This is a genomic window from Bradyrhizobium sp., assembly GCF_047605465.1.
Classification (GTDB): domain Bacteria; phylum Pseudomonadota; class Alphaproteobacteria; order Rhizobiales; family Xanthobacteraceae; genus Bradyrhizobium.
On the sequence record NZ_JASGFS010000002.1, the window covers coordinates 289046 to 314366 of the forward strand.

The window sequence follows — 25321 nt, forward strand, 5'->3', positions numbered from 1 at the left end:
GCGTGACATGAGTGATCAATTGGAAGCTGTCCGCAATGGTCCAACGTTCTCGCAAGAGATCGACCGTCATGAGTGGTCGCAGATCGGCTGCGAGCGCTATGTGCGCGACTACATCAATCCATTGAAGCCCGTCATCATCACGGGCGCACTGGACCAGTGGCCCGCCAGGGATAAATGGACATTCGAGTTCTTCAAGGAGCAGTATGGCGACCTGGACCTGGAGATCGACGGGCGCAAGCTGTCGATGGCTCGGCTGATCGATGAAGTCGTCGCTTCCACTCCGGAATCTCCTGCGCCTTACCTGCGCAACCATCTCGTCACGAAACTACCGGCCGCGCTTCAGGCCGATATCGCGCCGATGGCGTCCTGCACGCGGCCGAACTGGCTGGAGCATCCGCTGATGTCGGCGCGCGCGCCGATGACATATACCGAGCTCTATATCGGCGGGAAGGGGGCCAAGTTCCCGGTCCTGCATTACGACGGCCTTCATACTCATGCCTTCCTGATGCAGATTCAGGGCGTGAAGGAGTATATCGGCTTCGCGCCCGACCAGACGCCGTACCTGTATGTGCGGGGCAATGCTGAACAGGAAAATGACGCGCAGGCGCGCGAGCAGCCCAACATTTCGGAGATCGTCGATATCGAGAACTGGGACACGAATCGCTTCTCGCTGTTTGGCAAAGCGAAAGGCATTCGCTTCACGCTCCACCCCGGCGAAACGCTCTTCATGCCATCCGGCTGGTGGCATACTGCGCGCATATTGACGCCGTCGATCACCGTATCGATCAACGGCGTCAATGCCGCGAACTGGTACGACTTCAGCAAGGACTTCTCCCGGTACTACATGGCCGGCCGCAAGCTGCCGATCTGGGCGGTCAATGCCTACCTGCTCTTTGTGGGCAAGTGGCTTGATCTGGTCGCGGCCGTGTAATCGAGCTGTTTGACCAGGGAATGACGAAGCAGGCGGTAGCATATTTCGACGACCACAAGATCGTTCAGGATCTTGGGCGTCGTGCCTTACGCGGCGGCATCGTGTCGCTCGTGATGCAATACGGCAATGGTGCGTTGCAGCTCTTCGGAGCCGTCATCCTGGCGCGGCTCCTGGTGCCGGAGGACTTCGGTCTCGTTGCGATCTTCATCGTCGTGACGAGCTTTGCGCCGATGCTGATCGACTTCGGCCTCGGGGAAGCCACGGCACAGAGAAGCAGGATAACGCCGGGCCAGATCAGCAGCCTGTTCTGGTTCAGCGCCGCGAGCGGCCTGGTCGTCGCGCTTGCGACCGCTGCATGCAGCCCCTTGATCGCGTCGATCTTTCACGACCCGAGGCTCGAGGCGATCACATTGTGCGCCTCCATCACCTTCGCGCTGTTGGGACTGTCAAGTCAGCACATGGCGCTCCTGCGGCGCACCATGCAGTTCGGCGCGATCGCCCGGATCCAGGTTTCGAGCACCTTTGTCGGAGTTCTGGTCGCCATATTGATGGCCCGTTACGGCTACGGCTACTGGGCGCTGGTGCTGAGACCGATCGCAACAGCACTCTGCGTCGTTATCGGCTCATGGACCCTGTGCCACTGGAAACCACGACGGCCGGTGTTCGACGGCGAAGTCAAGTCGATGATGCGCTTCGGACTCCACGTGGTCGGCTTTTCCGTCGCGTACAGTATGGCGAAGGCCGTTGATCGGATCGGGCTGGGGCTGTTCTACCGACCCGATGTGGTCGGCTACTACCAGAACGCCACGGTGCTGTATGAATACTCAATTCTGTTGGTGATCAGCCAGGCTCAGGCGGTCGGGACACCATCGTTGAGCAAGCTTCGATCAGACCCTGCCGCGCTCCGGCAGAAGTACGAAGCGGCCCTGTCGGTCCTGGCGTTCTTCCTGATGCCCACCGCAGCCATTCTGTCGGTCACGGCTCAGGATGTGACGGTGTTGTTGCTGGGTGAAAAGTGGCATGTGGCTGGAGCGCTCCTGAGCATTGTTGCGGTGCGCGGCATTTTTCAGGTCATCGAGGGGTCGCAGGCCTGGCTGCATCTTTCGCTGGGACGGCCTGATCGCTGGCAAAACTGGGGTGTCGTCACTCTCGGCTTCCAGCTGGCGGCCGTCGTTGCGGGGCTGCCATTCGGCCCGACGGGTGTCGCCGCTGCGACCGTCATCGTGTCGTTGCTCATCGCGGTGCCGTCCATCACTTATGCCGGAGACGCGATCGGGATCGATGCTGCGCTCGTCATGCGAGCCGTCGGACCTCAGCTGATCGGATCAATCGCAGTTCTGGTTGCCGGGTGGGGTCTGCAAACGGTGTTCCTGAGCGACTACCACATCCTGGTCCGCATTTCGTTTTCGGTGGCGTTCTGCTCGCTCCTCTATCTCTTCATCGTGGCAGGGGTGTTTCGGCTGACTGAACCGATCAGGCTGGTCGGCTCGGTTGCGAAAGATCTGCTGAAAGCCCGATAAGGAAGACGGAATGGACTGCAGGGCCGAAAGGTGAGCTAATTGGTTACCGCGACGGAACAATAGTCGTCGGGGCTGCACAGCCTGTCGATGCACGCTTCACCGTGATGGATTATGAATACAGCTCCCCTGGACATTCTCTGCGTCTCACAGATGCCTGCAAGCCCGCCGCGGTGCGGTGCCCAGGCGCGGATGCACGGGCTGATGACCCAGCTCGCACGTCGTCACCGCCTCACTGCGGTGGTCCTGGTTGAGTCCTCGTTCGATCTCGACGAATGCCGCAGCGCCATGGAGGCCTATTGCGACGAGGTGGTGCTCGTTCCAAACCCTCACAGTCACGGCGGTCTTTCCAAGAGGCTGCTGCAGCTTCGCTCCATCGCCTCAACTCAGAGCTTCGAGCGGATGATCGTCAGCGTGCCGGCGTTGCAGGAGGCTCTCGACCGGGTTCTGCGGGCCAAGGCATTCGACATCGTGAACCTCGAATTTTCATTTCTTGGCAATTGCGAACTGCGCCAGGCACCGCCCGGATGCACGCCGCCGGCGCTTGTCGTCGCCTCGCACAATATCGACTATGATCTGGCGAGGCAGTACGCGCGCGCCGGCAGCCTTCCAAGACGCCTCTACGCGGGAGCGAACTGGCGCAAGCTACGGCGGGAAGAACTCGGCACCTATCGCGATGCCGATGGGGTTTCGTTGTGCAGTGAAAACGATCAGCGGCGGTTGCTCGACGAAGTCCCTGGAATCCGGAGCTTGGTGATTCCCAATGCCGCCGACGTCGACTACTACCGTCCGTCTCCGACGGAGCCGCCGCCGGACGGCCGCACCGTCGTCTTCTTTGGGCTTCTCTCCTATTTTCCGAATGTCGACGCGGTCACGCATTTCGTTCAGGACATATGGCCGCGCGTGACCGCGGTTCATCCGCAGGCGCACTTGAAGATCATCGGTGCTGATGCCCCGCCGTCTATTCTGGCGTTGAGCCAGCAAGGTGTCGAGATCACGGGCTTTGTGTCCGATCTTCGGCCCCATCTGGCGTCGGCTACGGCCGTGATCGTGCCTCTTCGTTACGGCGGCGGAACTCGCCTCAAGATCGTCGAGGCGATGGCCATGGGATCTGCGATCGTGTCGACCTCGCTGGGGGCCGAGGGCATCGAGGCCGCGCCCGGGCGCGATCTGTTGATCGAGGACGAACCCGAAGCATTTGCGCAGGCGATCAACGATTTGCTGGCCGACCCCGCTTTGGCGGCGCGTCTGGGCCAATCGGCGAGGCAACTGGCGGTTCAGCGGTACGCCTGGAGCAGCGCAGCCAGTTCGCTCGAGAAGTTCTATCGTGAGGTATTGGACCGTTCGTCCAAGGCGGCGTCGCTCGCGGTCGCGGACGCCGTCTAGCGATCAGCGCAGCAGGGGCGCCCTTGATGCGACGGGATCGACCGATGCATCTCGGCCCATCCTGAACGTTAATGCGAACGTTTCCCGACGGAGTAGGCAACGTAGGATTTCGGCAGGCCGAAAAGGAACTCCACGCGGATCCGGGCATTCGGAAAGAGCTTCGCTACCCTTCGCCGGGTGAGGACGCGCGTGGTGGCGATGTATTCCGTCCACCAGGTGGGGAGCGTCTTCTGCGATTGCTGCAGCAGCCATGCGCGGAAGCGTTCCGGATAGAACCAGTAGAATGGCAGACCGGAATGCGCCTCGATCGGAAACCACGGCGAAGGGGTCTGCACCCAGTATGACTTCCCGAGACGCAGGACTTCGCGGGCAAACGCATCCTGCTTGTCTTCCGGGCCGACGTGCTCGATGACGCTGTTGCTGAAGACCAGATCGAAAGAGTCGTCAGGAAACTGGGCGACGTTGCATGCGTCGCCCTCGAGGTGATGGAAGCGGTGAATATTTGCGCCTGGGGTGCGAATGTCCTCCAGCTCGGCTGAAGGGATCGCGCCCGGCAGATTGAGCATCGTGACATCGAGAGGGACGTCCACGTTGTCCCAAATGCGTGGGCTGCCTCCCAGGTCGAGCACGCGCGTGCCCGGCTTGATCTCCATGAGTTGCACGAAGTTCCGCATGCGTCGCCGTCGAGCGAGGTGCGAGATATAGGGCAGCAGGCTATAGAACGCCTTGATCCTGAGGCTGCGTTCCGGCGCGACGGGTCCCTGGCGGAGATGACCGCGAACGCCAGGCCAGTTTCGTTCGTGCAAGCCCATCTGCTTTTCCTTCCAGACACTCGGCTCTTGCGAGAGAGCCATCAACATTCATCCGGCATGTGTCGAACTGCACCGCGGTCCATTGGAGCGCGTTCGTATTGATTGCCGACGTCGCTCGGTTTGATCGGCTGATGCGACGTGTGCTCTCGTCTCCGGATCATGGCGCAACTCGCGTCTCGGGGACGGACGCCCGGGTCGAGGCTCGCATCCGGAGCGGATAGAGGATCCGCTTGATGCCGCGATTGACCCAGGTTGCGGCGGCCTTCTTTTTCCGTAGAGCAGGGTTCTCCACAAAGGTCCACGATGCGTAGGCCAAGCTCGAGGTCACGAGAGCAACGGCCAGAGCGGCGACCCACCACGTCCGGACATCGGGAAAGGTAAGACTGAACGCGAACAGGACCGGCGCATGGATGAGGTATACGCCGTACGAGATGTCGTGCTTCAGGCGTACCCGTTCCGGCAACTGCGAAAGACCGCAAAACACCATGATGTATGGCAGGCAGACCGGCGCGGCCAACGGTCCTCCGCCGAAAGGCAGAGCGATCAGCAACAGCGCAATGGCGGCGCACGCCAGACCAATCGAGAACGGAATTCGCTCTCGAAACAGATACAGCAGAACGCCGGAGCCGAAGTAAACGAATAGTCCTGCGAAGGTCGAAAAGCGGGCCGGGAGAGCGGCCGCGAACGAGGGCATTGTGCACATCGCAACATAGATGGCGTAGAACGCGCACCAGGCGATCAGAACGACGTTGCGGCGGCTCAACAGGCCGATTGCACCGATCAGGCCGAGGACGATGTAGCAGAGGACCTCGAAGTGCAGCGTCCAGAGCGAGCCGTTGATGGTCAGCTGCGTTCCGGTGCGTTCATTGACCCCCGGCAACTGATCGACCACCAGGGTCAATATGTTCTTGCCGTAGCGATAGGTCTGGGCGTTTTCGAAGTACGACGATAGCGGTTCTGCCGTCAGCGCCGGACCCAGCAGGAAGATCGTCAGCGCAACGACGACGATAAGGGCTGGAAAGATCCGCATGCCGCGATGCACGGCGTAGTCCACGACATTTCCTGTCCGCAGCAGGCTCGGCGTGACCAGAAATCCACTGATGGCGAAGAAGATCACCACGGCAAAGCGCCCGAAATCCAGGAAGCCGGCGCTGTATTGCAGCAGGAGGTCATCCCGGAAGTCGAAATATTGAACTCCGCGGCAATGATGCAGGAGGACAATGAACGCAGCAAAGAGCCTGACATGGTCGAAGCCAGGCCCCCTGAAAGATGCTGAGCTCAACGCGTCCTGAAACGTCACGAATTCACCTTATCAAATGGATGGAACGAGGCGGAATTCCTCACTCCTTCCGTCTGTCGTCCGCCGGCCTTCGTTCAGGCGGCCCTCTGGTCCTGGTCGCGCTCGCGGAAATACTGGCGGATCCGCTCGACGATCCGATCGGCGGCATAACCGTCGCCATAGGGGTTCTTCGTCGTCACCATGGCGCGGTAGGCCGTCGTGTCCGTCAGCAGCCGCGTGACGTGCTTGACGATGACTTGTGCCTTGGTTCCGGTCAGGAGTGTCGTTCCGGCGGCGACTCCCTCGGGACGTTCGGTGGAATCACGCATCACCAGGACTGGTTTGCCCAATGACGGGGCCTCCTCCTGCAGTCCGCCCGAATCGGTCAGGACCAGCCGGCAATGGGCCATGAGCGCCACGAAGTTTCGGTAGCCCTGAGGTGGTATGAGCTTGACGTTCGGCAATCCGCACAGAAGCCGATTGACGTGAACCAGCACATTGGGATTGAGATGCACCGGGTAGACGAAACGATGGTCAGGGAAACGCGCGGCCAGCGTTGCGATGGCGTTGCAGATCTGCTCGATGCCTCGCCCGAAGTTCTCCCTTCGGTGACTGGTGACGAGGACGGTGGGAACGTCGAGCCAGTCGTCGCCGAGCAGTTCGCTCAATTCGGCCCTGATGCAGGACCGAAGGGCGGGGTCGGAGGCCTGGGTCGCCGTTTCGATGCGAAGCGCGTCGATCACCGTGTTTCCCGTGACCGCGATGCTCGCCTCAGGCACCGATTCACGGAGCAGGCTCATGCGAGCTGCATCTGTGGGGGCGAAGTGAAGGGACATCAGTGGAGTGGCCAGCTTCCGGTTCGCCTCCTCCGGAAAGGGCGACAGGATATTGCCGGTGCGCAACCCTGCTTCGACATGGCCGATCGGAATGCGTCGGTAAAAGCAGGCCAATGCGGCGGCCAGAACGGTCGTGGTGTCGCCTTGCACCAGCGCCATGTCGGCCTGTGCAGATTCCAGCCGTCCATCGATGCTGTCCACCAGCCTGGCGGTCAAGCCGGCCAGTGTATGGTTGGGGCGCATGACATCGAGATTGTCGTCAACGGCAAAGCCGAAGGTCTCGGCGACTTGCTGGAACATCTCCTTGTGCTGGCCGGTAGCGATGACGGTACAACGCAGGTCGGCGGCATTGCGCAGCGCAGTCACCACGGGCGCCAGCTTGACGGCTTCCGGCCGGGTCCCCATGAAGATCAGTATGTTGCGTTGCATCTTCGGCACCTGCCTCGCTACTCGCTCTGGACCATGGGCGGCGGAGAGCGGCCCCATCGACGGGCAACGATCTCCCGGCCTGCTCGCCAGACGAATTCGCTATTGTTCATGACGTATCGCTTGCACAGCCGTCGTGGCTCCATGAGAAGCCGCCACAACCATTCGAGCCCCATCGATTGAAGCGCCTGCGGCGCCCGCTTGATGAAGCCGGCCAGCACGTCGAAACTGCCGCCGACACCGATGATGATCGGAACGTCCAGGCGCTGCCGATGACGCTCGCACCAGGTTTCCTTGAAGGGGGAAGGCATTCCGACGAACAGGATGTCGGGCTTGGCTGCGCGGATATGTTCGACGATGCCGAGATGGGCGTCGGCATCGAAATATCCGTCGCGAAAGCCGACGATCTCGATATCGGGATATTGAGCCTTGGTGCCGTTGACGAGCGCCGTGACGACCTCGATCCTCGCGCCGAGGAAGTAGACGCGCAGGCCTTGCTTGCCGGCGACGGCCAGCAGGCGCGCCATCAGGTCGACACCCGTCACCCGTTCAGGAATCCGCTGACCCGAGGCCCGCAGAGCCCAGACCACGGACATGCCGTCGGCGAGCGTGAGGTGGCTTTCCTTGCACGCCCGTGCCAGTTCCGGATCACGGCGCATCATGCAGAGATGAGCCGCATTCGCGGTGATGACGGTGTGGGAGCTGCGTGGCGCGCGGCACAGATCGAGGCACCGCGCCACCGCGGCGTCCATGGGCACGGCATCGAAAGCGAGCCCCATCAGTTCTGCAGTTGCAGTCCGGCTCATTGTAGCCTCAGGGATGGATGTCTTGAATGCCAGAGATGCGCTTGGTCGGAGTCGATCCGAAGGGTCGCGGCCCGCTTCCCCATGCGCAGGCACGCGCGCTGATAGGAACGCAGGAAGCGCCTGAACTCCGGATCTTCGTAACGTGGGGCCCGCCTGAGCCAGCTCCGGACGTAACCCCACAGCATGGCCACGCTGCCGATCACGGCCGGATGTGACGGCAGGCGGTAGGTCGTCACAGCGAGGTAGTAGAGCGGGGATGTCCCCATGAAATACTGGCCGAAGCCGGCCCGTAGACGCCCGGTCCAGATGCCCTTGTCGCTTGCGCCCTGCGGACGCAGGTGAAGGAAGCGGGTCGCCGCATGGTCCTGGCTCTCCGCGATCCAGCCGAGCATGCGACATCGGTGGCAGTCGATGCCGTCCCACATCACTTGACGCACGAAGCCGCCGATCTCCTTGAAGCAGGTGACCCGGTAGAATTTGGTCATGCCGACCGACATCTCGTCCCCGCAGGCTTCGGGGACTGTTTCCCCGCTGTGCGGGTGAACGAACCAAGGCTTGCCAGAGGTGGTGCCCACGCGCGGATTATTCTCCATCCGCTCGATCAGCAGTTCGAAATAGCGAGCCGGCAGATCCAGATCCATGTCGAGCTTGCAGACGTAGTCGAAGTCGTCGAGGTCCACGGTCTCGAGCCCTTCGTAGAAGGCTTCGATCACGCCAGGGCCCACTTGGCGGCTGCCGCGATCCTTCCGCTGCACCACGCGCAGGTAAGGCAGGCGGCGCGCATATTCCGCGAGTATGGCCGGGGTTTCGTCGGTCGAGCCGTCGTCCACGACGATCCACAGGGCCGGAAGCACCGACTGGGCGGCGACGCTTTCAAGCGTGCGACGGAGATACCGAGCTTCGTCGCGGCAGGGAGAGATGAGTAAATATCGGCCCGAACCGGTCACGTGCCGTACGCTCACATTTGGAACAATTTAATTGCCAATTAATAGTTAATTAAGCCATTTTAATCAAACATTAATTGGCTTGGCTAGAGATATAAACCGGTTTATTTATTTAAAATTCCGGACTAAGCGTTTTGTCGCATTGATTTTGAGGCCGCCTTTGATGGGAGCTTTCAGCAATGGCGGCGGGCGAAGGGCCGGGCTTCGCTGGCGTTGGCGATCCACCTCTCCTGGACGCGGATAGACGCGGGTAGATATGTCGAATGGGCGAGCACTCAACTGAATCGTCAGGTTTGTCTCTCGACAGATACGCGGTCGTGACGCTGTTCGCGTGTGCCTATGCGGTCGTTATCGGACCGTTTCTTCTGTCCGGCGACCCCAGCCCGAGCACCGCGATGGATATCCAGAACGGGGCGCCAAGCCTGGTCTCGAGGATTTTCGTCCCCGCGATCGCAGCCGTCGCGGTCGTCATGGCCATCCAGAATCACGATCGGCTGCGTCGATGGCCGTCGCACCTGGTTTGCCTCCTGGCATACGTGACCTTTGCCGGAGCGAGCATTCTCTGGGCCTTCAGGCCGGAGGCGTCTTTCGTCAGGTTTGCGCAGCAGGTGATGCTTCTGTCGTCGATCGTCCTGCCGGCCATGCTGGCGACGCGAACGGCAGATCTGATGCGCGGTGTGTTTCTATGCTTTGCGGCGGGTGCGGTTCTGAACGTCGTGTTTGGATATCAGACGCCCATTGGGTACGCTGGATATCTGCCGGGCAAGAATGCATTGGGACAATTCTCGGGAATGGCACTTCTGCTGGCGATTCACGAGTTGCTCTATCCCGGTTTTCGTCGGCTGTTTGGCATCGTCATCGTGGGCGTCGCCTTTTTGCTTCTTTCATGGAGCGATTCCAAGACGGCCTTCGCTCTCGCGCTTGTTAGCCCGATGCTGGCAGGCCTCGTCCTGCTCTTCACAAAGATAACGCGAGCGTCTCCCGCGATCGCGATAATGACCGCTCTGATTCTCTATGTCGGTCTATCCAGCTTCTACGATTTCGATGCGATCAACATCTCGAACGTTCTCTACAACGATCCAACGTTGACGGGCCGTACTCACATATGGAATTTCGCATTCTCGGAGATTGCGCAAAGGCCGGTCCTGGGATGGGGGTACCAATCTTTTTGGCTCGTGGGGTCCGATGCACCCAGCGTCGTCGAGGCCCCGGGCTGGGTCGCGAACATGCCGAACGCCCACAACGGCTATTTCGATACGATCCTGGAGTTGGGTTACGTCGGCCTCGGTCTCCTGATGCTATTCATCTTCACGACTCTCCACCGCCTCGCGTGTGTCGCGGACCTTCGAAAGTTTTGGCTCCTTCTTTCGATTGCTCTTTATGTCATCCTGTACAACGGTCTCGAAACCATCTGGATGCATGCCAGCGAGCCGCTCTGGGTGGTGTTTGTGATTGTGGCCGTCGAAATCGGACGCCATGCGCAGCCGGCTGCCGCGGAGATGCCCATGCCGGCCCAGAGGTTCGCTCCTTCGGGGCCGTATAGGCCCTCGTGAGTGATGCGCTGTGCGTAACGAGAAGGCCGCCGCGCCAACCCTCAGACCGGGCGTCGAGACCATGAGATCGGAAGGTGGGCTTCGGGTCCTCCGTCCCGGTCATGCGAGGCTCCACCTGGATTTGCGCGGATGCGGCACGGAGCCGCGCTCTCAGAGCGGCGCGTGCCGATGCCTGGAGCTGCGATCCTTTCACGCGCTCGATTGGGGATCCGGAAGCGACAAGCTCGGGTGCTTCTATGACCGCCTCGAAGGATTTGGCTGATGTGCGGCATTGCCGGAATTGTCGGCCGTCTGGATGAGGCGAACCGCGCCGCGCTTCAGCGCATGAACAGTGCGATGCTCCATCGCGGTCCCGACGCAGGCGGAGCCTGGGTGTCCGAGCCGGATGACCAGGGCTGGGGCGTGCTGCTGGGCCATCGCCGGCTTTCCATCCTCGACCTTTCGCCGGCGGGCGCACAGCCCATGGTCGACCCGGTGACGGGCCATGTGATCGTATTCAACGGCGAGATATTCAATTTTCACGAACTGCGCGGACGGCTGGAGGCTGAGGGCCAGGAGTTTCGGTCCACCGGCGATACGGCGGTCATGCTGAGAGCGCTGGGCCTGCACGGGCCCGACGCGGTGAACTGGCTGCGTGGCATGTTCGCCTTTGCGTGCTGGGACCCTTCGCAGCGACGGCTTCTTCTCGCCCGGGATCCCCTCGGTATCAAACCGCTTTATGTGGCGCGATCGTCGGATCCGAACGCGGGTTGGTCCTTGGCATTTGCTTCGGAGCTTCGTGCACTTCTGGCCTCCGGCCTGCTGGGAACGCCTCGTCTCGATCCGCAGGCCGTTTCCAGCGTCATATGGAACGGTTTCGTGGTCGGTCCGGATTGCGCGGTGAAGGGCGTCAATCTGCTGCCGCCGGGTCACGTCATCGAGCTGCACGCATCCGGCAATGAGATGCACCAGAGAGAGTTCTGGAGCATCGCCAAGCGGCCGCCCGGTCGGACGATGAGCGAGGACGATCTGGCTGCCATCATCGAGGAGGGGACCCGGCTTCATCTCGCCAGTGACGTCCCGCTGGCGGTCTTCCTGTCGGGAGGGGTGGACTCGGCCGCGACCGCCAACCTGGCGCGACGGGCTTCCCAGGACCCCATCCATACCTTCACGCTGGCCTTCGAGGAGCAGGAATTCAACGAGGCTCCCTTCGCCCGGAAGATCGCAGCGGCCATCGGCACCCAGCACCACGAAGTGCTTCTCTCCGAGGAGCATTTCGTCGAGGGATTGGAGACTGCGCTCGATAGCCTGGATCAGCCGACCTTCGATGGGCTCAATGCCTACTATCTGTCGAAGGCCATTCGCGAGGCGGGCTTTACCGTAGCGCTGTCCGGCACCGGCGGGGATGAGTTGTTCGGGGGCTATCCGTCCTACCGTGATCTGCCGACACTTCAGCGCTGGTCGATGCGCAGTTCCTGGGTGCCGTCCGATCTGCGCGTCGCGGCCGCAAGGATGGCGACCTGGCCGCTGCGCCGTACCGATGCGGCGGTGCCGCCTCAAACCCGCTGGGCGAAGCTCCCCGACATGGTTCGCCACGGCGACGATCTGCTGGCGCTCTATCAGCACGCTTATGCGCTATTCCTGCCGGAGTTCCAGGGCGAACTCCTGGATCGCAATTTCGCCGAGCCGTCGGCGCTCGGTCTTCCAATCGAGATGCGCCAACAGCTTCTCGTCGAGACGAAGGGCCGTTCACCGCTGTCAGCCATCAGCGTCATGGAGCAGCGCATGTTCCTCGGCGAGCGATTGCTGCGCGACAACGATGCCGCCAGCATGGCGTCGTCGCTCGAACAACGATTGCCGCTCGTGGATCAGGTGCTCTTCGACAGTGTCGACGGACTGCCGGATTCGGTTCGATATTCACCGCTGGGACGGAAGGCGATCCTGCGGCGCATTGGACTGCGCGGTCTCGACGCCGCGCTGTTCGAACGCCCCAAGAGCGGCTTCGTTCTCCCGTTCGATCGCTGGATTCGCCGAGGCCTCAAATCAGCCATGGATGAGACGCTTCGAGACCCACAGGCCGTCGCTCCAGTCGGCCTGAATCCGTCGGCGGTGGAGCGCCTTTGGCGCGCTTTCGTCGATGGAGCTCCCGGAATCTATTGGTCACGGGTTTGGGCGATATTCGTTCTCGTGCGGTGGTGCCATCGCAACCGGGTTTTCCGCTGAGTCCCGATTTCACGGGGTGGGTGGATTGTAGTTGGTGTCGCTTCTGAGCTTTGCCGGAAGCGTACCGACCATCGGCTCAAGGTCGGGTCCTGCCCATGGCCACGGCATTCCCGTCGGCCACCAGGCGGGCCTGCTCGACAGATAGAGGGAAGGCGGCAGCGCCAGCGGAGTACCCGACCAAACGACTGACCTGTGGATCGTGTCATAGTTTCCGTTTCGCAACAGCGTCTTGGCTGCGACGTCGGAGAGACCTGCGCCGTCGTTGCCCAGCGTGAAGATCGACGGAACGCTGCCGTCGCCGCTTTCGTAAGTCCTGCTCGCTGCCGCCGTCGTGGTCTTCGTCGAACCGAGTACATTTCCGATCACGTTCATCCCGATGGATCCCGCGGCGAAAACCATGGCTGCGACGTTGCCCGTCTGGACCAGCGGTCCATCATTCCACACGGCCGGACTGGCGAACTGGCTCGAGGCGTAGTTCCGGAAGAATGTGAGATACCCGGAATTGCCGTGGGTCCCCGCGATGCCGATGTGGGGCGCCAGATTCCCCTCGATCAGCTCCATGTGCGGGAAGGAGCAGTGGGTATCGATGGAGGTCTCCTGCCATTCGCCGGGAGTGGACCACGCATTGTCGGCATAATTGTAGGCGATGACGTTCCCGCCACCAGTCGTATTGAGCTGGATGGGCTTGTTCATGTATCGCGCGATGTTGTTCTCGACGAGATTCTCCGCTGCCCCGCATTTCAGGACGATGCCGTAGGAATCCGTGCCGAAGCCGTATTTGGCGGAGTGATGGACGTAGGAATCGCGGACGACGCATCGATACGTTCCGGTCAATGAGATATGAACGCCTCCGATCGTGCCTCCCGTTTCCACATCCTTGACCCAGCAATACGCGGCGTTGGATATGTCGATCCCGCCTGCCGTTGCGCCGGGATAATTGTCGTTCGTACCGCCCATGATTTTCAGGTTTTCGACACCGGCCCAGCGGGTCGTGGGGCTGGTGACCCTGGAAATCTGCGCCTGGTACGATCCGCCAGCCCTGAAATTCCAATGGAGCGGCGAGCTCAGGGACAATTTCCCCGTTGCTTGGTCGACGGACCGGATCTCGACGCGCTGGCTCACCGACCGCTTGGGGAACCTCTTGAAATAGCTGCAATCGCCTTGCTGGATGGTCGGATCGTCGATCAGATCGACCAGGGCGAGGTCTCCCGGAGAGAAATTGCGTCGCGCGCTGGCTGCGCTGACTCCCGAGGGGCCTACGTTCAGCGTCGTGCTCTCCTTGGCCCCGTCCTCGACGAGGTCCACGCCCGCCGGCATCATGCCATTGTAGCAGATGAAGTCCCTGTCCTTGCCGATTGCCAGGACCGTGCCGCCACCTGATTTCACGACTGTCGTGCCGGTCGGTGCGCCGTTCGAGCCGGAGCCGCGGAGCACGATCCCCTTGGTGAGTTGAATCGTGCCCGCTATCTCGAATGTGCCGGGGTTGAGCTTGACGACCTGGCCTTCCGGACAATCGTCGATCGCTCTCTGAATGTCTCCGCCCGGATCGACAGTTGCGCAGATTTGAGACCGGCTCGGAAGTCCGTCGGGGCCCAAAGGCAATTGGAGCTGGTCGTCCGACAGGATGCCGGGCTCCCATCTGGTCGCGCGCTCTGCAGGAATGAGAGAGGTGGGAGTGCGCGATGGGGAGGACGCCAAAACCGGTGAGGTCGAATTTGCTGCATCCGAACTTTCGGCGCTGGCGGACTCCACGCTTACGCTGATCGAGCAGACGCACAACAACAGCATCAATCGCGGGAGGAATGCGTTCATTTGCCAATACCGGGCGAGCCAGATCTAGAACGACGTGACACCGGCCGTGTCAGTCGCCCTCCGGATATTGCGTCTCGGAGCAGTGATCCGCCGCGGCTCAACGGTCCGGGGGATCGGTGCGATACGAACCTCTGGAATTGCTCGAAATGGCAATCGGCGCACGGATCGCCGGAATCTTGACGACGTCGTCCGGGGAAACCAGCGTTGTTTCGTCCGCCGGAATTTGCCGAATCGTCTCGCCGTCCTTGCGGAAGATGGTGAAGCCCGAGCGCACGCGGTCCAGGGGAACTCGCGCGTTCGGCGCACTGGTCTGCGCCTCGTCCAGCAGCTGGAACGCGGTCTCGATTTTCGCGCGCGTCTCGGCGATCGCATCTCTCGTCTGTTGCAGGTCCTTGCTGTTGAGCCGGCTTCGCTCCTGCTGAAACTGGTTCATGCGCTGCTCGGACACCGTGATGTTCTCCTTGGCCCTCACGATCGCGGTTCCTGCGCTCATCTGCTGGTTGACGACCTGCGCGTATGAGCGTTCCAGAGCGAACATGGTCGGGGAAAGCGCAAGACCCTTGGCCGCCATGGAACGCAGCTGGCTGAGCTGGGTCCCGATGCTTTCCTTTTCTTCGCCAAGAGCCTGGACCTGTCCATCGAGCGTTTCGATCTCGTCGTGGTACAGCGATTTCACGGCTTCGAAGGAGGCCTGTTCGTTCTTCTTCATCTCGATTTCGAGCGAAAGCGCAGCCTGCTCGCTCTTCATGAGGTTCTGAGTTTCGGGATCATCCTTCAGCTTGAACAGCTCAGGCGGCAGCGAGAAATCATCGCGGCCGGCGAGTGCGGCGCCGAGCCGCGCCTCGTGAACCAGCATCCTGTTCAGCTTGATCGTCATGGTGTTGATTTCACCGCTTGCGATCGCCACGTCGCGGTCGATGCGGAGGGGGCCTGTCTCAGGCCGATAATAGCCGCCTGCGATACTGACGGCCTCCAGGACCGTAAGCCCTGGTCGATACGGATACTGGCCGGATTTCTGGACGTCTCCCATGATCGAGAACGGCCGATATTGGGCGATTTCCACCGCCGTCAGGATCTGATCCGATCCCCCGGAGCGCTTCTTGAAGAGCTCCGAAATTTTCAGCCCCAACTCGCTCGGGCGCAGGCCGATGGCATTGATGTTGCCGACCAGAGGCAGCGAAACGACGCCGTCCGCATTCAGCGTGTATTCTCCGTTGATGTCAGGCCATTCCTGCACCTTGATCTTGACCCGATCGGAAACTCCGAGCTTGTAGTCGGCGGCCCAGACGGGTGTCGCGAGTGCGCCGATGGCCCAAGCGAGGCTCAAGGCCATCGCGATCTTGCAGAATGTCTTCATCTTGTTGCCTGGCCGTGAATGATTTCTGACCGATGATTGCTTGACCGTGCGTTTCGGGCAGAGTTTGCGGTGATCGTATCGATCGACGACCACGGTACCTTGTTGAGGACTGTGCCGATGATCCGTTCCTGCAGGGGGCCGAGAGCGCTCAGTCCTTGCTTGAACTGCGTCCGAGTGGTGCGGCCCCACTCGACCACGATGAGAAGATCGTCCAACACCTGGCCTGCGGCGCGGACGTCGATATCTGTCGCGAACCCGGGCAGATCGATGATGATCCACTTGTAGTGTGTCGTGCGCGCGCTGGCGACGGCGTGAAGGAGATCGCCCCACCACATATCCACGTCGCCTTGGAGAGCTCCGCGAGGCAGGAAATCGAGGTGTGGACAAATATCGCGTTGGACCACCTTGTCCGCCGTGCTCGTACCCCGCAGCAATTCGTGGAGACCCGGCTCTCGCTTTTGTCCGGGCACCTGTGTCGATTCAGGCGAGGACGCATCGATCAAAAGCACGGGTGTGCCTTCATTGGCAACGAACAGGGCAAGATCGGCCGCAAGCGTCGTCTTTCCCTCTCCAGCGAGCAGAGATGTCACACCGATGATGTGGGGAAGACTCGTCGACTTCTCGCTGACAGCCAGGCGCACGCGACGCAGTATCGATCGCTTCAGGCTGGATGCCAGGTCCGGAGCATCTTTCGGCTCTGCGCCCAATGGCCACGGCGCGAGGCTGCGGATCCTGCCAGTCAGCCAATTCCGGGCCGTCGTCACTGGATGAGCCTTCTTGGCGGCTGCGGGCTGTTTGGGCTGAGGGCCGCGTCGGGAGCGATTGACGATCTCGAGTTTCGGCGGAGATTGCTTCGGTGGAAGAGACGGCTGGTTGGGCCTATCAGGACGGTTGGTCAGGGGCACATATCCGAAACATTCGACCGACGTTGCGGCGACAAGCTGCGCCGCGGAGCGCAAGCGCGGATCGAGCAGGATCCAGGCCAGTGCGCTCGCTGCACCGAGCGCGGTGCCGGCAATGATGGCGAGCAGCAGTGCCACTGTTCCGGACGGCGCATCCTTCGAAATGGGCGGGGCTGCCTCGCTGATGATGCGGACCGTCGGGCCGAGCACCTTGATGCGCTCGCGCAGTGCGGCGTTCGTGGTGACGATCGCGTTCGCGTCGTATTGGTCCTTGACGAGTGCCCCGGCGATCTCGTTCGAGAGCCTCGCTGCGTCGATGGCGCTGATCGCTCTCGTGCGAACCGCAACGATCTGGGATGCGCCCACGCGAGTGACCGTCGTATTCGACTTCAGCGAGGAGATCGCCGCTTGTCGTCTGCTGTCGTTTGTCTCCGGCGCCGGGCGGCTGCTCGGCCAGGCGTATTTCTTCACGGATATGCGTTCGACTTCATCCAATCCGAGATTGTCGACGACCCGCTCGAGCACGCGGGTCGATTTCAACAAAGCCATCGCGCTCTCGATGACCGAATTATCGAGCATGACCTGGGTTACGACGGCTTCCGGGCCGGACAAATTCAGGGTCGTGTTCGATATCATCAGCTCCGACGAGGCGGAATACGCCGGAATTCTCACGGCGATGAAGGTGAGGCCGAGCAGGCACCCGATCACTGCACCGACCAGCGTCAGAACGATCATCAGGCGGCCGCGTTGGCGAACGCTCTTCAGTGATGTCGCAAGATTGATCTTGTCCGGCTGGGAAACGACGAGACCCGGTCGATATCCATTGTCGATAACGGGAAGCCTGCCTTTTGTCGCATCGAGCATCAATGAACTCCCGCACTTCAAATCACGCAGCTATCGCTGCCGTCTTCGGGTTGGCAGGCCGACGATCTCAGAGATGTCCTGTGACCCGCGCTGGACTGCCGCCATCCGAGTGGTATGAGGCACCCAGCTCCAGCGGCCGCCGTTCGCATTTCGTTCCGCGAACTGACGGTACGCGCGCGCTGCGGCCCCAGCCTCGAAGGCAAGTCTGCTTGCCGGTTTGAGCCAGCGCGTCCCATGGTCTATTTCTCAAACACCTTAGAGGTAGGCGCAGAACATGCCGCAGTCGCCGCATAGGCCGAACTGCTTGTTAAAATTACAGTTTCCGGCGCAATTCCTGTTCAATCTCTCTTTCGTTTGGGCTTGGACCATCGAAAATCCCGAACGGACGGAGTGCACGCGTACCGGCACCCGATCATGACGGTAGCTGCCGCAGTGGTGCAACCACCCAAAGTGAGTACTCCTTTTGAAGGGTTGATACGCCGGGGGTACCGGTCAACCTGTCGCTCGACAGGCCTGCCGGCCCGGACGACATGGGCGGCAGCCTAAAGGCAATGACAGGCTGGTTCACCCGCAACTTCGGGCTGCATATTCGAGAGACCTTATTTATGTGAGCCACGTTGAATTGAAGGCGTGGGCAATGCGACGGAGCTGTGAGCCTCAACTTCAGCTCAACCTGAAAGATCGATTGGATGCGTCCGCTCTCGCCTGTCGAAATCAGAAGAATGGCGCCAAACCATCTCCGTCGCAATTCAGTCGCCATCGGCGTGATCGCGGCACTGCTGGTCGTCCTGTTCTCGATCGAGATCTTCGTCTTCGCTCGCGAGCAGAATATCTGGCTTGATGAGTCGACCCAGCTGTCCGGGATCAGCCTGAAGTTCAGCGAAATGCTTCGTTGGCTCGTGGGTGCGGACTCGAATCCGGACCGCCTGGGCGTGCCTGAAGACCGTATGCCGCCCCTGAGTTACGTGCTGGATTGGCTGTGGCTGCGCCTTCACGGACCGTCGGAGCTCGGGTTCAGGCTATATCACGCAGCCTTCGTCGTTGGAGGAGTTTCCTGGCTTGCGTTCGTTCAATGGCGTCAGCTCGGACGGCTGGCGACGCTCGTGTCGCTGGGATTTCTGGTCTTGTCACCCAAGCTCATTCAGGCCGGCGTCGAGATACGCGCGTATCCGATCTTCTTTGCTTTGACCTGCGTTCAAACGGGGCTCTTTCTCCGTCTGGTCGCTCGTCCGCCCAAGGTTGACCTGAAAATCCTGTTGCTCTTCGCGACCGTTTGCATGGCGGCGGTCTATACGCATTTCTATGGAATCGTGAGCAGCTGTGCTTTTTTTGTCGGGCTGGGGCTCGCGTTTGTCCGGAGGCCCGCGGCGCTGGCCACGATCATATGTGTCTTCGCGGTCTTGGCCGTTGGTTCGGTGCCACTGTGGCTGTTCGTCCTGGGCGCGACCCAGGTCCCACTGTACGTACCTGCAAATGCGACTGCGCCGGCCATCGCCGACACGTCGATCTTTCAATATGTGGGCTATCTGCTCAAGCTGGTCGGTGATGCCGCCAACATGGTTTCGATCCCGGCTGCGGCATTGTTCTTCAGCGGCGCAATCGCCCTTGTCGGTGCAAGCGCAATCGCTGCGGGCAGGCGCGTTGCGACGGGACATCCAAGGCCGTCCGATTGGTTGATTGCCGTCGTCGTGTCCGGCGTTCTGGCAACCGTCATGGCGAGCCTGGTGGTCAAGACATTCGATGCCCTCAAGCCCAGTTACAGCGTGTGGCTGATGGCGCCGATCAGCATCCTTGTCGGAGCGGGCGCAGCCTCCATCACCGGATTTCGTCTGTGGGATGGTCTCGGAAGGAGGGCGGCCACATGCGCCCTGTTCGCAGGCGCGGCGCTGGCCACCTATCTGTTTCTGAACCACGCGTCGATGTTCGTGCACGGACCGCAAGGGTTCATCGCGGCCCTGTATGACAAGGCCGAAACTCCCCGAGCCATTATATATGAACGCGGAGCCGCATGGGGGTGGTCGTTCGTTCCGCTCCAATACAGCCGTCACGGTGAGGCCATTCAGTATCGAGCGCAGGATGATGGTGTCGATCTGGTGCGGGCTGCGGGTGGTCTTGGCGCCAACCCGATCGCTCAGGACATGGCGGCCGCGGTTGCCCCGTACCGCGTGCTCCTGCTCACCGATATCGAATTACGGACTTATCGGGATATCCGTCTGTGCCAGAACCAGCCGATGGCGTGCCCAAAATTTCCCCCGGGTCCGATCGAAGCGGCGCTGATCGGTACGGGCAAGTGGAAGAAGATCGACAGGCAACGCAAGTTTGGCTTCTACGATTCCCAGGTTACGGTTCTCGAGAGGATCGAGAACTAGCCCTCAGATCCCCGATCGAGGACAGGGGCATGACAAGTGTGCCGAGTTCTCATCAAGGGGACTGAATTCAGATGACGGGAGAGTGTTTCCCGAATCCCTAAAACTTGACGCTTTGTTAGAACTGCTTTTCAGCAGTTTCGAGCTAGGCTGGTTGCAGGCAGTGTAAGATAGAGGCAACCATGAGATATTTCACGGATCATGGCTTACCGCTCGTCCAGTTGAAGGAGCGGCGTCGTGAGTTGGTCGTTGCGCTTCAGAATCGCATCGGGCCGATCGACGATGAAGAGCTGCTGAAGATCGCGGCCATTCAGCAGACGATTTCCGCCTTCGAGGACGTCATTGCGGATCTCGATGCCGAGATGCTGGACCGCGCGGCCTGACATCGTCGGAACGCCGCTTCGGTGGCGCATTGAAAGCCCCTTCTGGTTGAATGGCGGGGGCTTAGGAACTCTTGCCGATCCTTGGCTGTTGCAGCCTCAGTCCAGGGAGATGAATCCGATGGTCCGGAAATCGATCGTTGCAGGCTTGGCCTGCCTTGCGCTTGGTTCAGTCGCGTTTGCTCAAGGGAGCGGCGGCGGTGCAGGTGCCGGCAGCGGAGGAGCAGCAGCGTCCGGCAGTGCTGCGGCCACGGGCGGGACAGGACAGGGTTCTTCGGCCGGCACCGCCGGCCGGACCTCGGGCACCGGTGGCATCGATCAGACGACGACCTTCGGCGGCATCAACGATCTGCCGCTTTCCGGGAACTCCGCCTCAACGACGACGACAGGGACGGCGACCACGAATTCCGTCGCGCCCGTGGGCTCGCCCACTGCGGCCCAGGCCCAACGCAACATGGGTGCCGGGACCGCCCCGAACGGACTGCCCATCGGCTCGCCCGGCTCCGGAATGGGATCTCCCGAACAGCCCGTGGATTCTGGAAGCCGTTAACCTGGAATGGGCGCCGCGCCGGCCGCGACAAATTGCCCGGCTTGGAACGCTTCAACGGGGGTTTGGGTGGACCGGCGTGCCGCGAGCCCTTGCGTCCGCTGGATCCCGGGGAGCGGTCAATTCATGTCGTGCCGCACGGAAGAGCGCTTCCATGCGAGGCGCAACGCCCGGGATTTCTCTCCGGCGTCTTCCTTGTCCTCGCCGCGCAGCACCGAAGCGGCGACCAGAGCCGTGAAGACATAGCCGAGCTGCAGCGCGCAGGCGAACACGATGATGGCGAGCGCCATCTGTCCCGCGCTCGCGCCCATCATCAGCGTACCGACGGCCAGAGCGACCGCGCCCACAAAGATGACAGGCGGAAGAATGACGAACCGGAACCGAAGCCCGAGAACCATTCCGATCAGCATCGTGCCCAAGGCCAGCGCAGTCACGCGATACACTCCGTAAGACTGCCCCGTTGTTAACGTCCGCGGCCTAAAAATGGCTTAAGTCGGCCATTTCATTTGTCTGTAACCGCCAGAAATGCGGCCCGCGTCACATTGCATAATCGGCCCTGCCGGTTTCCTCCGCCGTGCATGTGGTCATCGCCGCTTAACCTTGCCGCGCCGTGCGGTTCGAAAGGCGCGCGTCGTCCGACGGGCGGTTCGTCACGCGTTTACGAATTCGACATCGACGGGACACGCTCCCGGGCAATGGCGATCCGTCCCGGTCGGGCCCGTTAACCCGGGTGTCCATGCACCGCGCAACCGGTCGGAGGACGAGTTGCACGCAATGGTGGTGACGGCCCGGTCGCACCGCTCAAACCGCAAGCATGCTGCTTCCCTGGATACTCATCAGGGTGAGATTGCCTGTCGCATAGGCGCCGGTGTCGATGTTGACTCGGTTGGACTGGAATTCGGCGCTGCGAACCGGCGTATGACCGTGCACGATATATTTGCCGAACCGCGCCTCGCTGCGCAGAAACTCTTCGCGGATCCAGAGGAGATCGTGCTCGGTCTGCTCCGCCAGGGGTACGCCGGGCCTGACGCCCGCGTGAACGAAGAAGAAGTCGCCGCACGTGAAGCTCAGCCGCAGATTGTCGAGGAATTCCAAATGCTCGGTCGGCATGGCGCGAATCAGATCGCGCAATATCGACGCCGGCTCGTCCCGCTTCAGATCCGGTGAGGCGAGCCCGTAGGACATCAACGTCTGGGCACCCCCGATCTGGAGCCAGTCCTCGAACAGTGAGGGGTCTTCAAACACCTTCACCAGGAAAGCTTCGTGGTTTCCCTTGAGAAAGACCGCGTTTCCCCGCCGGCTTCGTTCGATCAGCATGTCCAGCGTGGTGCGTGTGTCCGGGCCGCGGTCGATATAGTCGCCCATGAACACTTCGATCGCATAACGCGGCCGGCTGTGGGCAACGTCGGCGTCGATCACCCGCAACATGGGCTGGAGCAGATGGGCACAGCCGTGGATATCCGAGATCGCGTAGATGCGGACACCTTCCGGCAGCTTCGGCTTGTGCGTTGGCTGGCGCGATCGGGCGAGAGATATCATGGCGCGCAGTGTCGGGGCGCCGAGAAGTTTTCCCAAGTCATGGGCACTGGAGAACTTTCATCTAGGGCAAGCACCGCGAGTTGAGTGGAGATGCAGTTCCCTTCTCGGGCGCGATCGTGCCGAAAGAAGGGCACGGCAGTTTTTGCCGACCGCTGTCGAACCGCGCATGCCATCGAAGGAGCGGTGCAGTTTAGCATTGCTGAAACGACAATCCCCACAAAGCTGCATGCCTCGCGGCCTCAAAAGCGACACACCCGGAGGTGGCATTCCGTCAGAATTCTCGTATTCGCCATTGCGATTCTTCGCAAGAGCGACGATGTCGCCTCAAAGATGAGCTGAGAAGTGCTCTCGCAAGCATCATCGCAACGGAACTTGATTCAAAGTGCGGCAACGCGGTGCGCCGATGTGTCAGCACTGTGACGCGATTTCATCGTGTTGAATCTTCGCGGAGCGTTTCAACAGATTGCGATGCTCTTTGCATCGCAAAAGTTTTGCGTGCAGCGCCACAATATCGCTGCGATCACTCAACACGTTTCGGTTCGGGGAAATGACGAGTCTTCAGCATCACGATGAGCGTCAGACACTCTCGATACGCAGAGGTTCGAATGGCTGTTGCAACTTTTGGTTCTGAGAAGACTTACTCGCCGCAATTGTCGCGCGGCACCGCTCTGCAGAGACCATTTCAGATCGTAGTCATTGCGGCTGACTTCTTGTTGATTTTGCTCAGTTACGTCAGCGGCTCTGCGCTCTACAGCTTCGCGGTTGTATCCACCGGCGACGGCGCTTCGGTCGGGGCGGGGTTGATCGTCGGCCTGGTCTTCATCGCGCTCGCGTATTTTCAGGATGTCTACGCCACGCACCGCCTGCTGAATCTCGTCTGGCAATTGCGCAAGGCCGTCTTCATCTGGCTGATCTCGCTGACTGTCCTTGCCGTCGCGGCATTCCTTCTGAAGTCGACCGACAATCTGTCCCGGGGCACGGTCATCATCTTCGCCGCCATGGGCGGCACGGGACTGATCAGCCTTCGCTTCGTCTGGCAGGTGGTGCTTGGCACGAGTTTTGCGAGAAGCCGGCTGGTCGATCGCAAGGTCGTCCTTCTGAGCCTCAAGCCGCTCGACTTCACCGCGAGCCGCTTCAAGGACCTGCGCCGTAACGGCTTCGACGTCGTGCGCCATTTCGTGCTTGGTGTCGACGAGGGTGACGGCGGCCATTGGGAGCGGGAAGTGCGGGACGTCATCCGCCAGTCGCGCCTGGCCGATGTGGACGAATATCTGCTCGCCATCGACTGGAATGAGCTTCCGATGCTTCGAAGGCTCGGCCAGTACCTGCGTGCCGTGCCGCAACCCGTCCGCCTTTTGCCGGACGACTCCATCGCGGACATCGTCTCGCGCCCCTTCCTGCCGGTCAGCGGAACGGTGGCGGTGGAGATACAGCGGCCTCCGCTGACCATCTTCGAGCGGTTGCAGAAACGTTGTCTCGACGTCGGCGTGGCGATATTCGCCCTGGTCATGCTGACGCCGCTGCTGATCACCGTCGCCGTGCTGATCAAGCTGGATTCGCCCGGGAACGTCATCTTTCGGCAATCGCGCCGCGGCTTCAACGGCAAGCCCTTCGACATCTGGAAGTTCCGGAGCATGACCGTCAGCGAGAATGGTCAGACCGTCACCCAGGCGACCAAGCAGGATTCACGCGTGACCAAGATCGGGCGTTTCCTGCGCATGACGAGCATCGATGAACTGCCGCAGCTCTGGAACGTGCTGAGGGGCGATATGTCGCTCGTCGGCCCGCGACCGCACGCGCTCGCCCACGACAATTACTATGACGAGCTCATCAGCAAATATGTCTACCGCCACCATATGAAGCCCGGTCTGACCGGCTGGGCTCAGGTGAACGGTCTTCGCGGGGAAACGCCGACGATCGACCTGATGGAAAAGCGCGTGGAATATGATGTCTGGTACGTCAGCAATTGGAGCATCTGGCTCGATCTGAAGATCATGGTGCGGACAGCGTCAGCCGTGATGTTCCAGGAGGCCTATTAGGCCATCAACAGACTGAAGTCAGACCTGTTCGCGCGGGACACGCTGCCCCATCCAGGTTCCATCGGAACTGAAATGCGTTGAAGACGTCCAGGGCAAGAATTCGTCGGGGATAGCCGGGCTCGCGCGCCGGCTATCTGTCGTTTTGAGGCGACCTTCCAAAGAGCCGCAGCACGGCGTCGCGCAGAGCGAGCAGCGGCGGCACCAGCACGAAAAATGCGCCCATCGCGACGGATGCAACGACATGGCGCAGCGAGAATGGCTCGTCCTGTTCGAGTTCCCGGCGGCTCGGGTCGATCGGAGCTGGCGACAGGGTGGGCGAGAGCGGCGCGGCCTGGCGTCGCGCCTTGCGCGGGGGAACTACGATCAACACGAACAGGATGTTGAGCAGGACCCAAATCGACAAAACAGTGAGGACGATCACCATTCGAACCCACCAGGAAAACGCAATGAGTATGAGTTCAAGTTAGCCTCAGGGAACTCGAAAGAAAAGATGCCCAAAACTGCGGCAGTCGATCATCTCTAAGAATTAGTAAGCCTTCGACGGGAACGAAATAGCGGCCCATTCAGGAAACATTGACGCACTCGTCGCCTGCGCGTCAATCCCGGCTTTGGCTAGGGCAACGGCGGTAAATTGTGGATTCCGGAGGAATACGGAGCTGGATCGCCTGCCGCGGCGGCCGGCGTGATCTCTGCGCCCCTCTTGCTGGAGCAGCCACCGGCATCGCTGTGCGAGGGCAGGCGGATCCGGTCCCGCCACCTCCAAGTGGTAATGCGATGAGGGTTGTCGGTTGACGAGCATGCAAGGCCGCCGCCCCACGGGCCG

20 protein-coding genes are annotated in these 25321 nt (G+C 61.1%); 9 read left to right on the forward strand and 11 right to left on the reverse strand.

The window, feature by feature from the left end:
- Positions 1-7: 7 nt before the first annotated feature.
- From QM712_RS03245 to QM712_RS03255, 3 genes are all read left to right on the forward strand, one after another.
- On the forward strand, positions 8-931 hold the full coding sequence (locus tag QM712_RS03245) for a cupin-like domain-containing protein (RefSeq protein WP_415021597.1): 924 nt from the start codon (positions 8-10) through the stop codon (positions 929-931).
- Positions 932-951: 20 nt separating this feature from the next.
- Positions 952-2451, forward strand: a complete 1500-nt coding sequence (locus QM712_RS03250) for a lipopolysaccharide biosynthesis protein (protein WP_415021598.1) — start codon at positions 952-954, stop codon at positions 2449-2451.
- Between the two features lie 201 nt (positions 2452-2652).
- Positions 2653-3834 (forward strand): glycosyltransferase family 4 protein, encoded by a 1182-nt coding sequence (locus QM712_RS03255; RefSeq protein WP_415021599.1) that lies wholly within the window; start codon positions 2653-2655, stop codon positions 3832-3834.
- A gap of 68 nt (positions 3835-3902) precedes the next feature.
- On the opposite strand, the gene QM712_RS03260 is transcribed toward QM712_RS03255, so the two are convergent.
- The 5 genes from QM712_RS03260 to QM712_RS03280 form a co-directional block, all read right to left on the reverse strand.
- Positions 3903-4688, reverse strand: coding sequence for a class I SAM-dependent methyltransferase (locus tag QM712_RS03260; protein ID WP_415021600.1), 786 nt, complete (start codon positions 4686-4688; stop codon positions 3903-3905).
- 115 nt (positions 4689-4803) lie between these two features.
- Entirely contained in the window at positions 4804-5946 is a 1143-nt protein-coding gene (locus QM712_RS03265; protein WP_415021601.1) for an acyltransferase family protein, read from the reverse strand.
- A gap of 74 nt (positions 5947-6020) precedes the next feature.
- Positions 6021-7247 (reverse strand): non-hydrolyzing UDP-N-acetylglucosamine 2-epimerase, encoded by a 1227-nt coding sequence (gene wecB / locus QM712_RS03270; protein WP_415021602.1) that lies wholly within the window; start codon positions 7245-7247, stop codon positions 6021-6023.
- Complete coding sequence (locus QM712_RS03275; RefSeq protein ID WP_415021603.1) at positions 7208-7993, reverse strand: WecB/TagA/CpsF family glycosyltransferase; 786 nt, start codon at positions 7991-7993, stop codon at positions 7208-7210. Before QM712_RS03275 ends, wecB begins: the two co-directional genes overlap by 40 nt.
- Positions 7990-8940: a glycosyltransferase family 2 protein gene (locus QM712_RS03280; RefSeq protein WP_415021604.1), complete on the reverse strand. Its 951-nt coding sequence runs from the start codon at positions 8938-8940 to the stop codon at positions 7990-7992. The genes QM712_RS03275 and QM712_RS03280 overlap by 4 nt, the downstream gene beginning before the upstream one ends.
- Positions 8941-9200: 260 nt before the next feature.
- Here QM712_RS03280 and QM712_RS03285 point away from each other — a divergent pair, with 260 nt between their 5' ends.
- Positions 9201-10490, forward strand: a complete 1290-nt coding sequence (locus tag QM712_RS03285) for an O-antigen ligase family protein (protein WP_415021605.1) — start codon at positions 9201-9203, stop codon at positions 10488-10490.
- Positions 10491-10751: 261 nt separating this feature from the next.
- Complete coding sequence (asnB, locus tag QM712_RS03290; RefSeq protein ID WP_415021606.1) at positions 10752-12692, forward strand: asparagine synthase (glutamine-hydrolyzing); 1941 nt, start codon at positions 10752-10754, stop codon at positions 12690-12692.
- A 9-nt stretch (positions 12693-12701) separates the two neighbouring features.
- Here the strand turns inward: asnB and QM712_RS03295 are convergent, their stop codons facing one another.
- A complete protein-coding gene (locus QM712_RS03295) occupies positions 12702-14126 on the reverse strand; it encodes a hypothetical protein (protein ID WP_415021607.1) in 1425 nt (474 codons plus the stop codon).
- Between the two features lie 235 nt (positions 14127-14361).
- Between QM712_RS03295 and QM712_RS03300 the strand changes: the two genes are divergently transcribed.
- Positions 14362-14532 carry a hypothetical protein gene (locus QM712_RS03300; protein WP_415021608.1) on the forward strand — a complete coding sequence of 57 codons (171 nt, stop codon included), beginning with the start codon at positions 14362-14364 and terminating at the stop codon, positions 14530-14532.
- A gap of 69 nt (positions 14533-14601) precedes the next feature.
- Here the strand turns inward: QM712_RS03300 and QM712_RS03305 are convergent, their stop codons facing one another.
- Together QM712_RS03305 and QM712_RS03310 are read right to left on the reverse strand one after the other, a co-directional pair.
- Positions 14602-15861, reverse strand: a complete 1260-nt coding sequence (locus QM712_RS03305) for a polysaccharide biosynthesis/export family protein (protein ID WP_415021609.1) — start codon at positions 15859-15861, stop codon at positions 14602-14604.
- Complete coding sequence (locus QM712_RS03310) at positions 15858-17627, reverse strand: cellulose synthase operon protein YhjQ/BcsQ (protein ID WP_415021610.1); 1770 nt, start codon at positions 17625-17627, stop codon at positions 15858-15860. Before QM712_RS03310 ends, QM712_RS03305 begins: the two co-directional genes overlap by 4 nt.
- Before the next feature lie 689 nt (positions 17628-18316).
- On the opposite strand from QM712_RS03310, the gene QM712_RS03315 reads away from it, so the two are divergent.
- Both QM712_RS03315 and QM712_RS03320 read left to right on the forward strand, forming a co-directional pair.
- A complete protein-coding gene (locus tag QM712_RS03315; protein WP_415021611.1) occupies positions 18317-19996 on the forward strand; it encodes a hypothetical protein in 1680 nt (559 codons plus the stop codon).
- A 179-nt stretch (positions 19997-20175) separates the two neighbouring features.
- Positions 20176-20376 (forward strand): hypothetical protein, encoded by a 201-nt coding sequence (locus QM712_RS03320; protein WP_415021612.1) that lies wholly within the window; start codon positions 20176-20178, stop codon positions 20374-20376.
- A 663-nt stretch (positions 20377-21039) separates the two neighbouring features.
- Here the strand turns inward: QM712_RS03320 and QM712_RS03325 are convergent.
- Together QM712_RS03325 and QM712_RS03330 are read right to left on the reverse strand one after the other, a co-directional pair.
- A complete protein-coding gene (locus QM712_RS03325) occupies positions 21040-21354 on the reverse strand; it encodes a hypothetical protein (RefSeq protein ID WP_415021613.1) in 315 nt (104 codons plus the stop codon).
- Positions 21355-21721: 367 nt separating this feature from the next.
- Positions 21722-22459, reverse strand: a complete 738-nt coding sequence (locus QM712_RS03330) for a metallophosphoesterase family protein (protein ID WP_415021614.1) — start codon at positions 22457-22459, stop codon at positions 21722-21724.
- Between the two features lie 605 nt (positions 22460-23064).
- On the opposite strand from QM712_RS03330, the gene QM712_RS03335 reads away from it, so the two are divergent.
- Positions 23065-24498, forward strand: a complete 1434-nt coding sequence (locus tag QM712_RS03335) for an undecaprenyl-phosphate glucose phosphotransferase (protein WP_415021615.1) — start codon at positions 23065-23067, stop codon at positions 24496-24498.
- A 130-nt stretch (positions 24499-24628) separates the two neighbouring features.
- Here QM712_RS03335 and QM712_RS03340 read toward each other — a convergent pair whose 3' ends face one another.
- Positions 24629-24922: a hypothetical protein gene (locus tag QM712_RS03340; RefSeq protein WP_415021616.1), complete on the reverse strand. Its 294-nt coding sequence runs from the start codon at positions 24920-24922 to the stop codon at positions 24629-24631.
- Positions 24923-25321: the final 399 nt, after the last annotated feature.

What these genes read in the sequence shown, in the direction of transcription:
- QM712_RS03275 (WP_415021603.1), bottom strand. Translation starts at nt 7,993, where the DNA reads ATGAGCCGGACTGCAACTGCAGAACTGATGGGGCTCGCTTTCGATGCC.
- asnB (WP_415021606.1), top strand. Translation starts at nt 10,752, where the DNA reads ATGTGCGGCATTGCCGGAATTGTCGGCCGTCTGGATGAGGCGAACCGC.
- QM712_RS03285 (WP_415021605.1), top strand. Translation starts at nt 9,201, where the DNA reads ATGGGCGAGCACTCAACTGAATCGTCAGGTTTGTCTCTCGACAGATAC.
- QM712_RS03320 (WP_415021612.1), top strand. Translation starts at nt 20,176, where the DNA reads ATGAGATATTTCACGGATCATGGCTTACCGCTCGTCCAGTTGAAGGAG.
- QM712_RS03260 (WP_415021600.1), bottom strand. Translation starts at nt 4,688, where the DNA reads ATGGCTCTCTCGCAAGAGCCGAGTGTCTGGAAGGAAAAGCAGATGGGC.
- QM712_RS03315 (WP_415021611.1), top strand. Translation starts at nt 18,317, where the DNA reads ATGCGTCCGCTCTCGCCTGTCGAAATCAGAAGAATGGCGCCAAACCAT.
- wecB (WP_415021602.1), bottom strand. Translation starts at nt 7,247, where the DNA reads ATGGGGCCGCTCTCCGCCGCCCATGGTCCAGAGCGAGTAGCGAGGCAG.
- QM712_RS03245 (WP_415021597.1), top strand. Translation starts at nt 8, where the DNA reads ATGAGTGATCAATTGGAAGCTGTCCGCAATGGTCCAACGTTCTCGCAA.
- QM712_RS03255 (WP_415021599.1), top strand. Translation starts at nt 2,653, where the DNA reads ATGACCCAGCTCGCACGTCGTCACCGCCTCACTGCGGTGGTCCTGGTT.
- QM712_RS03305 (WP_415021609.1), bottom strand. Translation starts at nt 15,861, where the DNA reads ATGAAGACATTCTGCAAGATCGCGATGGCCTTGAGCCTCGCTTGGGCC.
- QM712_RS03340 (WP_415021616.1), bottom strand. Translation starts at nt 24,922, where the DNA reads ATGGTGATCGTCCTCACTGTTTTGTCGATTTGGGTCCTGCTCAACATC.
- QM712_RS03310 (WP_415021610.1), bottom strand. Translation starts at nt 17,627, where the DNA reads ATGCTCGATGCGACAAAAGGCAGGCTTCCCGTTATCGACAATGGATAT.
- QM712_RS03250 (WP_415021598.1), top strand. Translation starts at nt 952, where the DNA reads ATGACGAAGCAGGCGGTAGCATATTTCGACGACCACAAGATCGTTCAG.
- QM712_RS03335 (WP_415021615.1), top strand. Translation starts at nt 23,065, where the DNA reads ATGGCTGTTGCAACTTTTGGTTCTGAGAAGACTTACTCGCCGCAATTG.
- QM712_RS03330 (WP_415021614.1), bottom strand. Translation starts at nt 22,459, where the DNA reads ATGATATCTCTCGCCCGATCGCGCCAGCCAACGCACAAGCCGAAGCTG.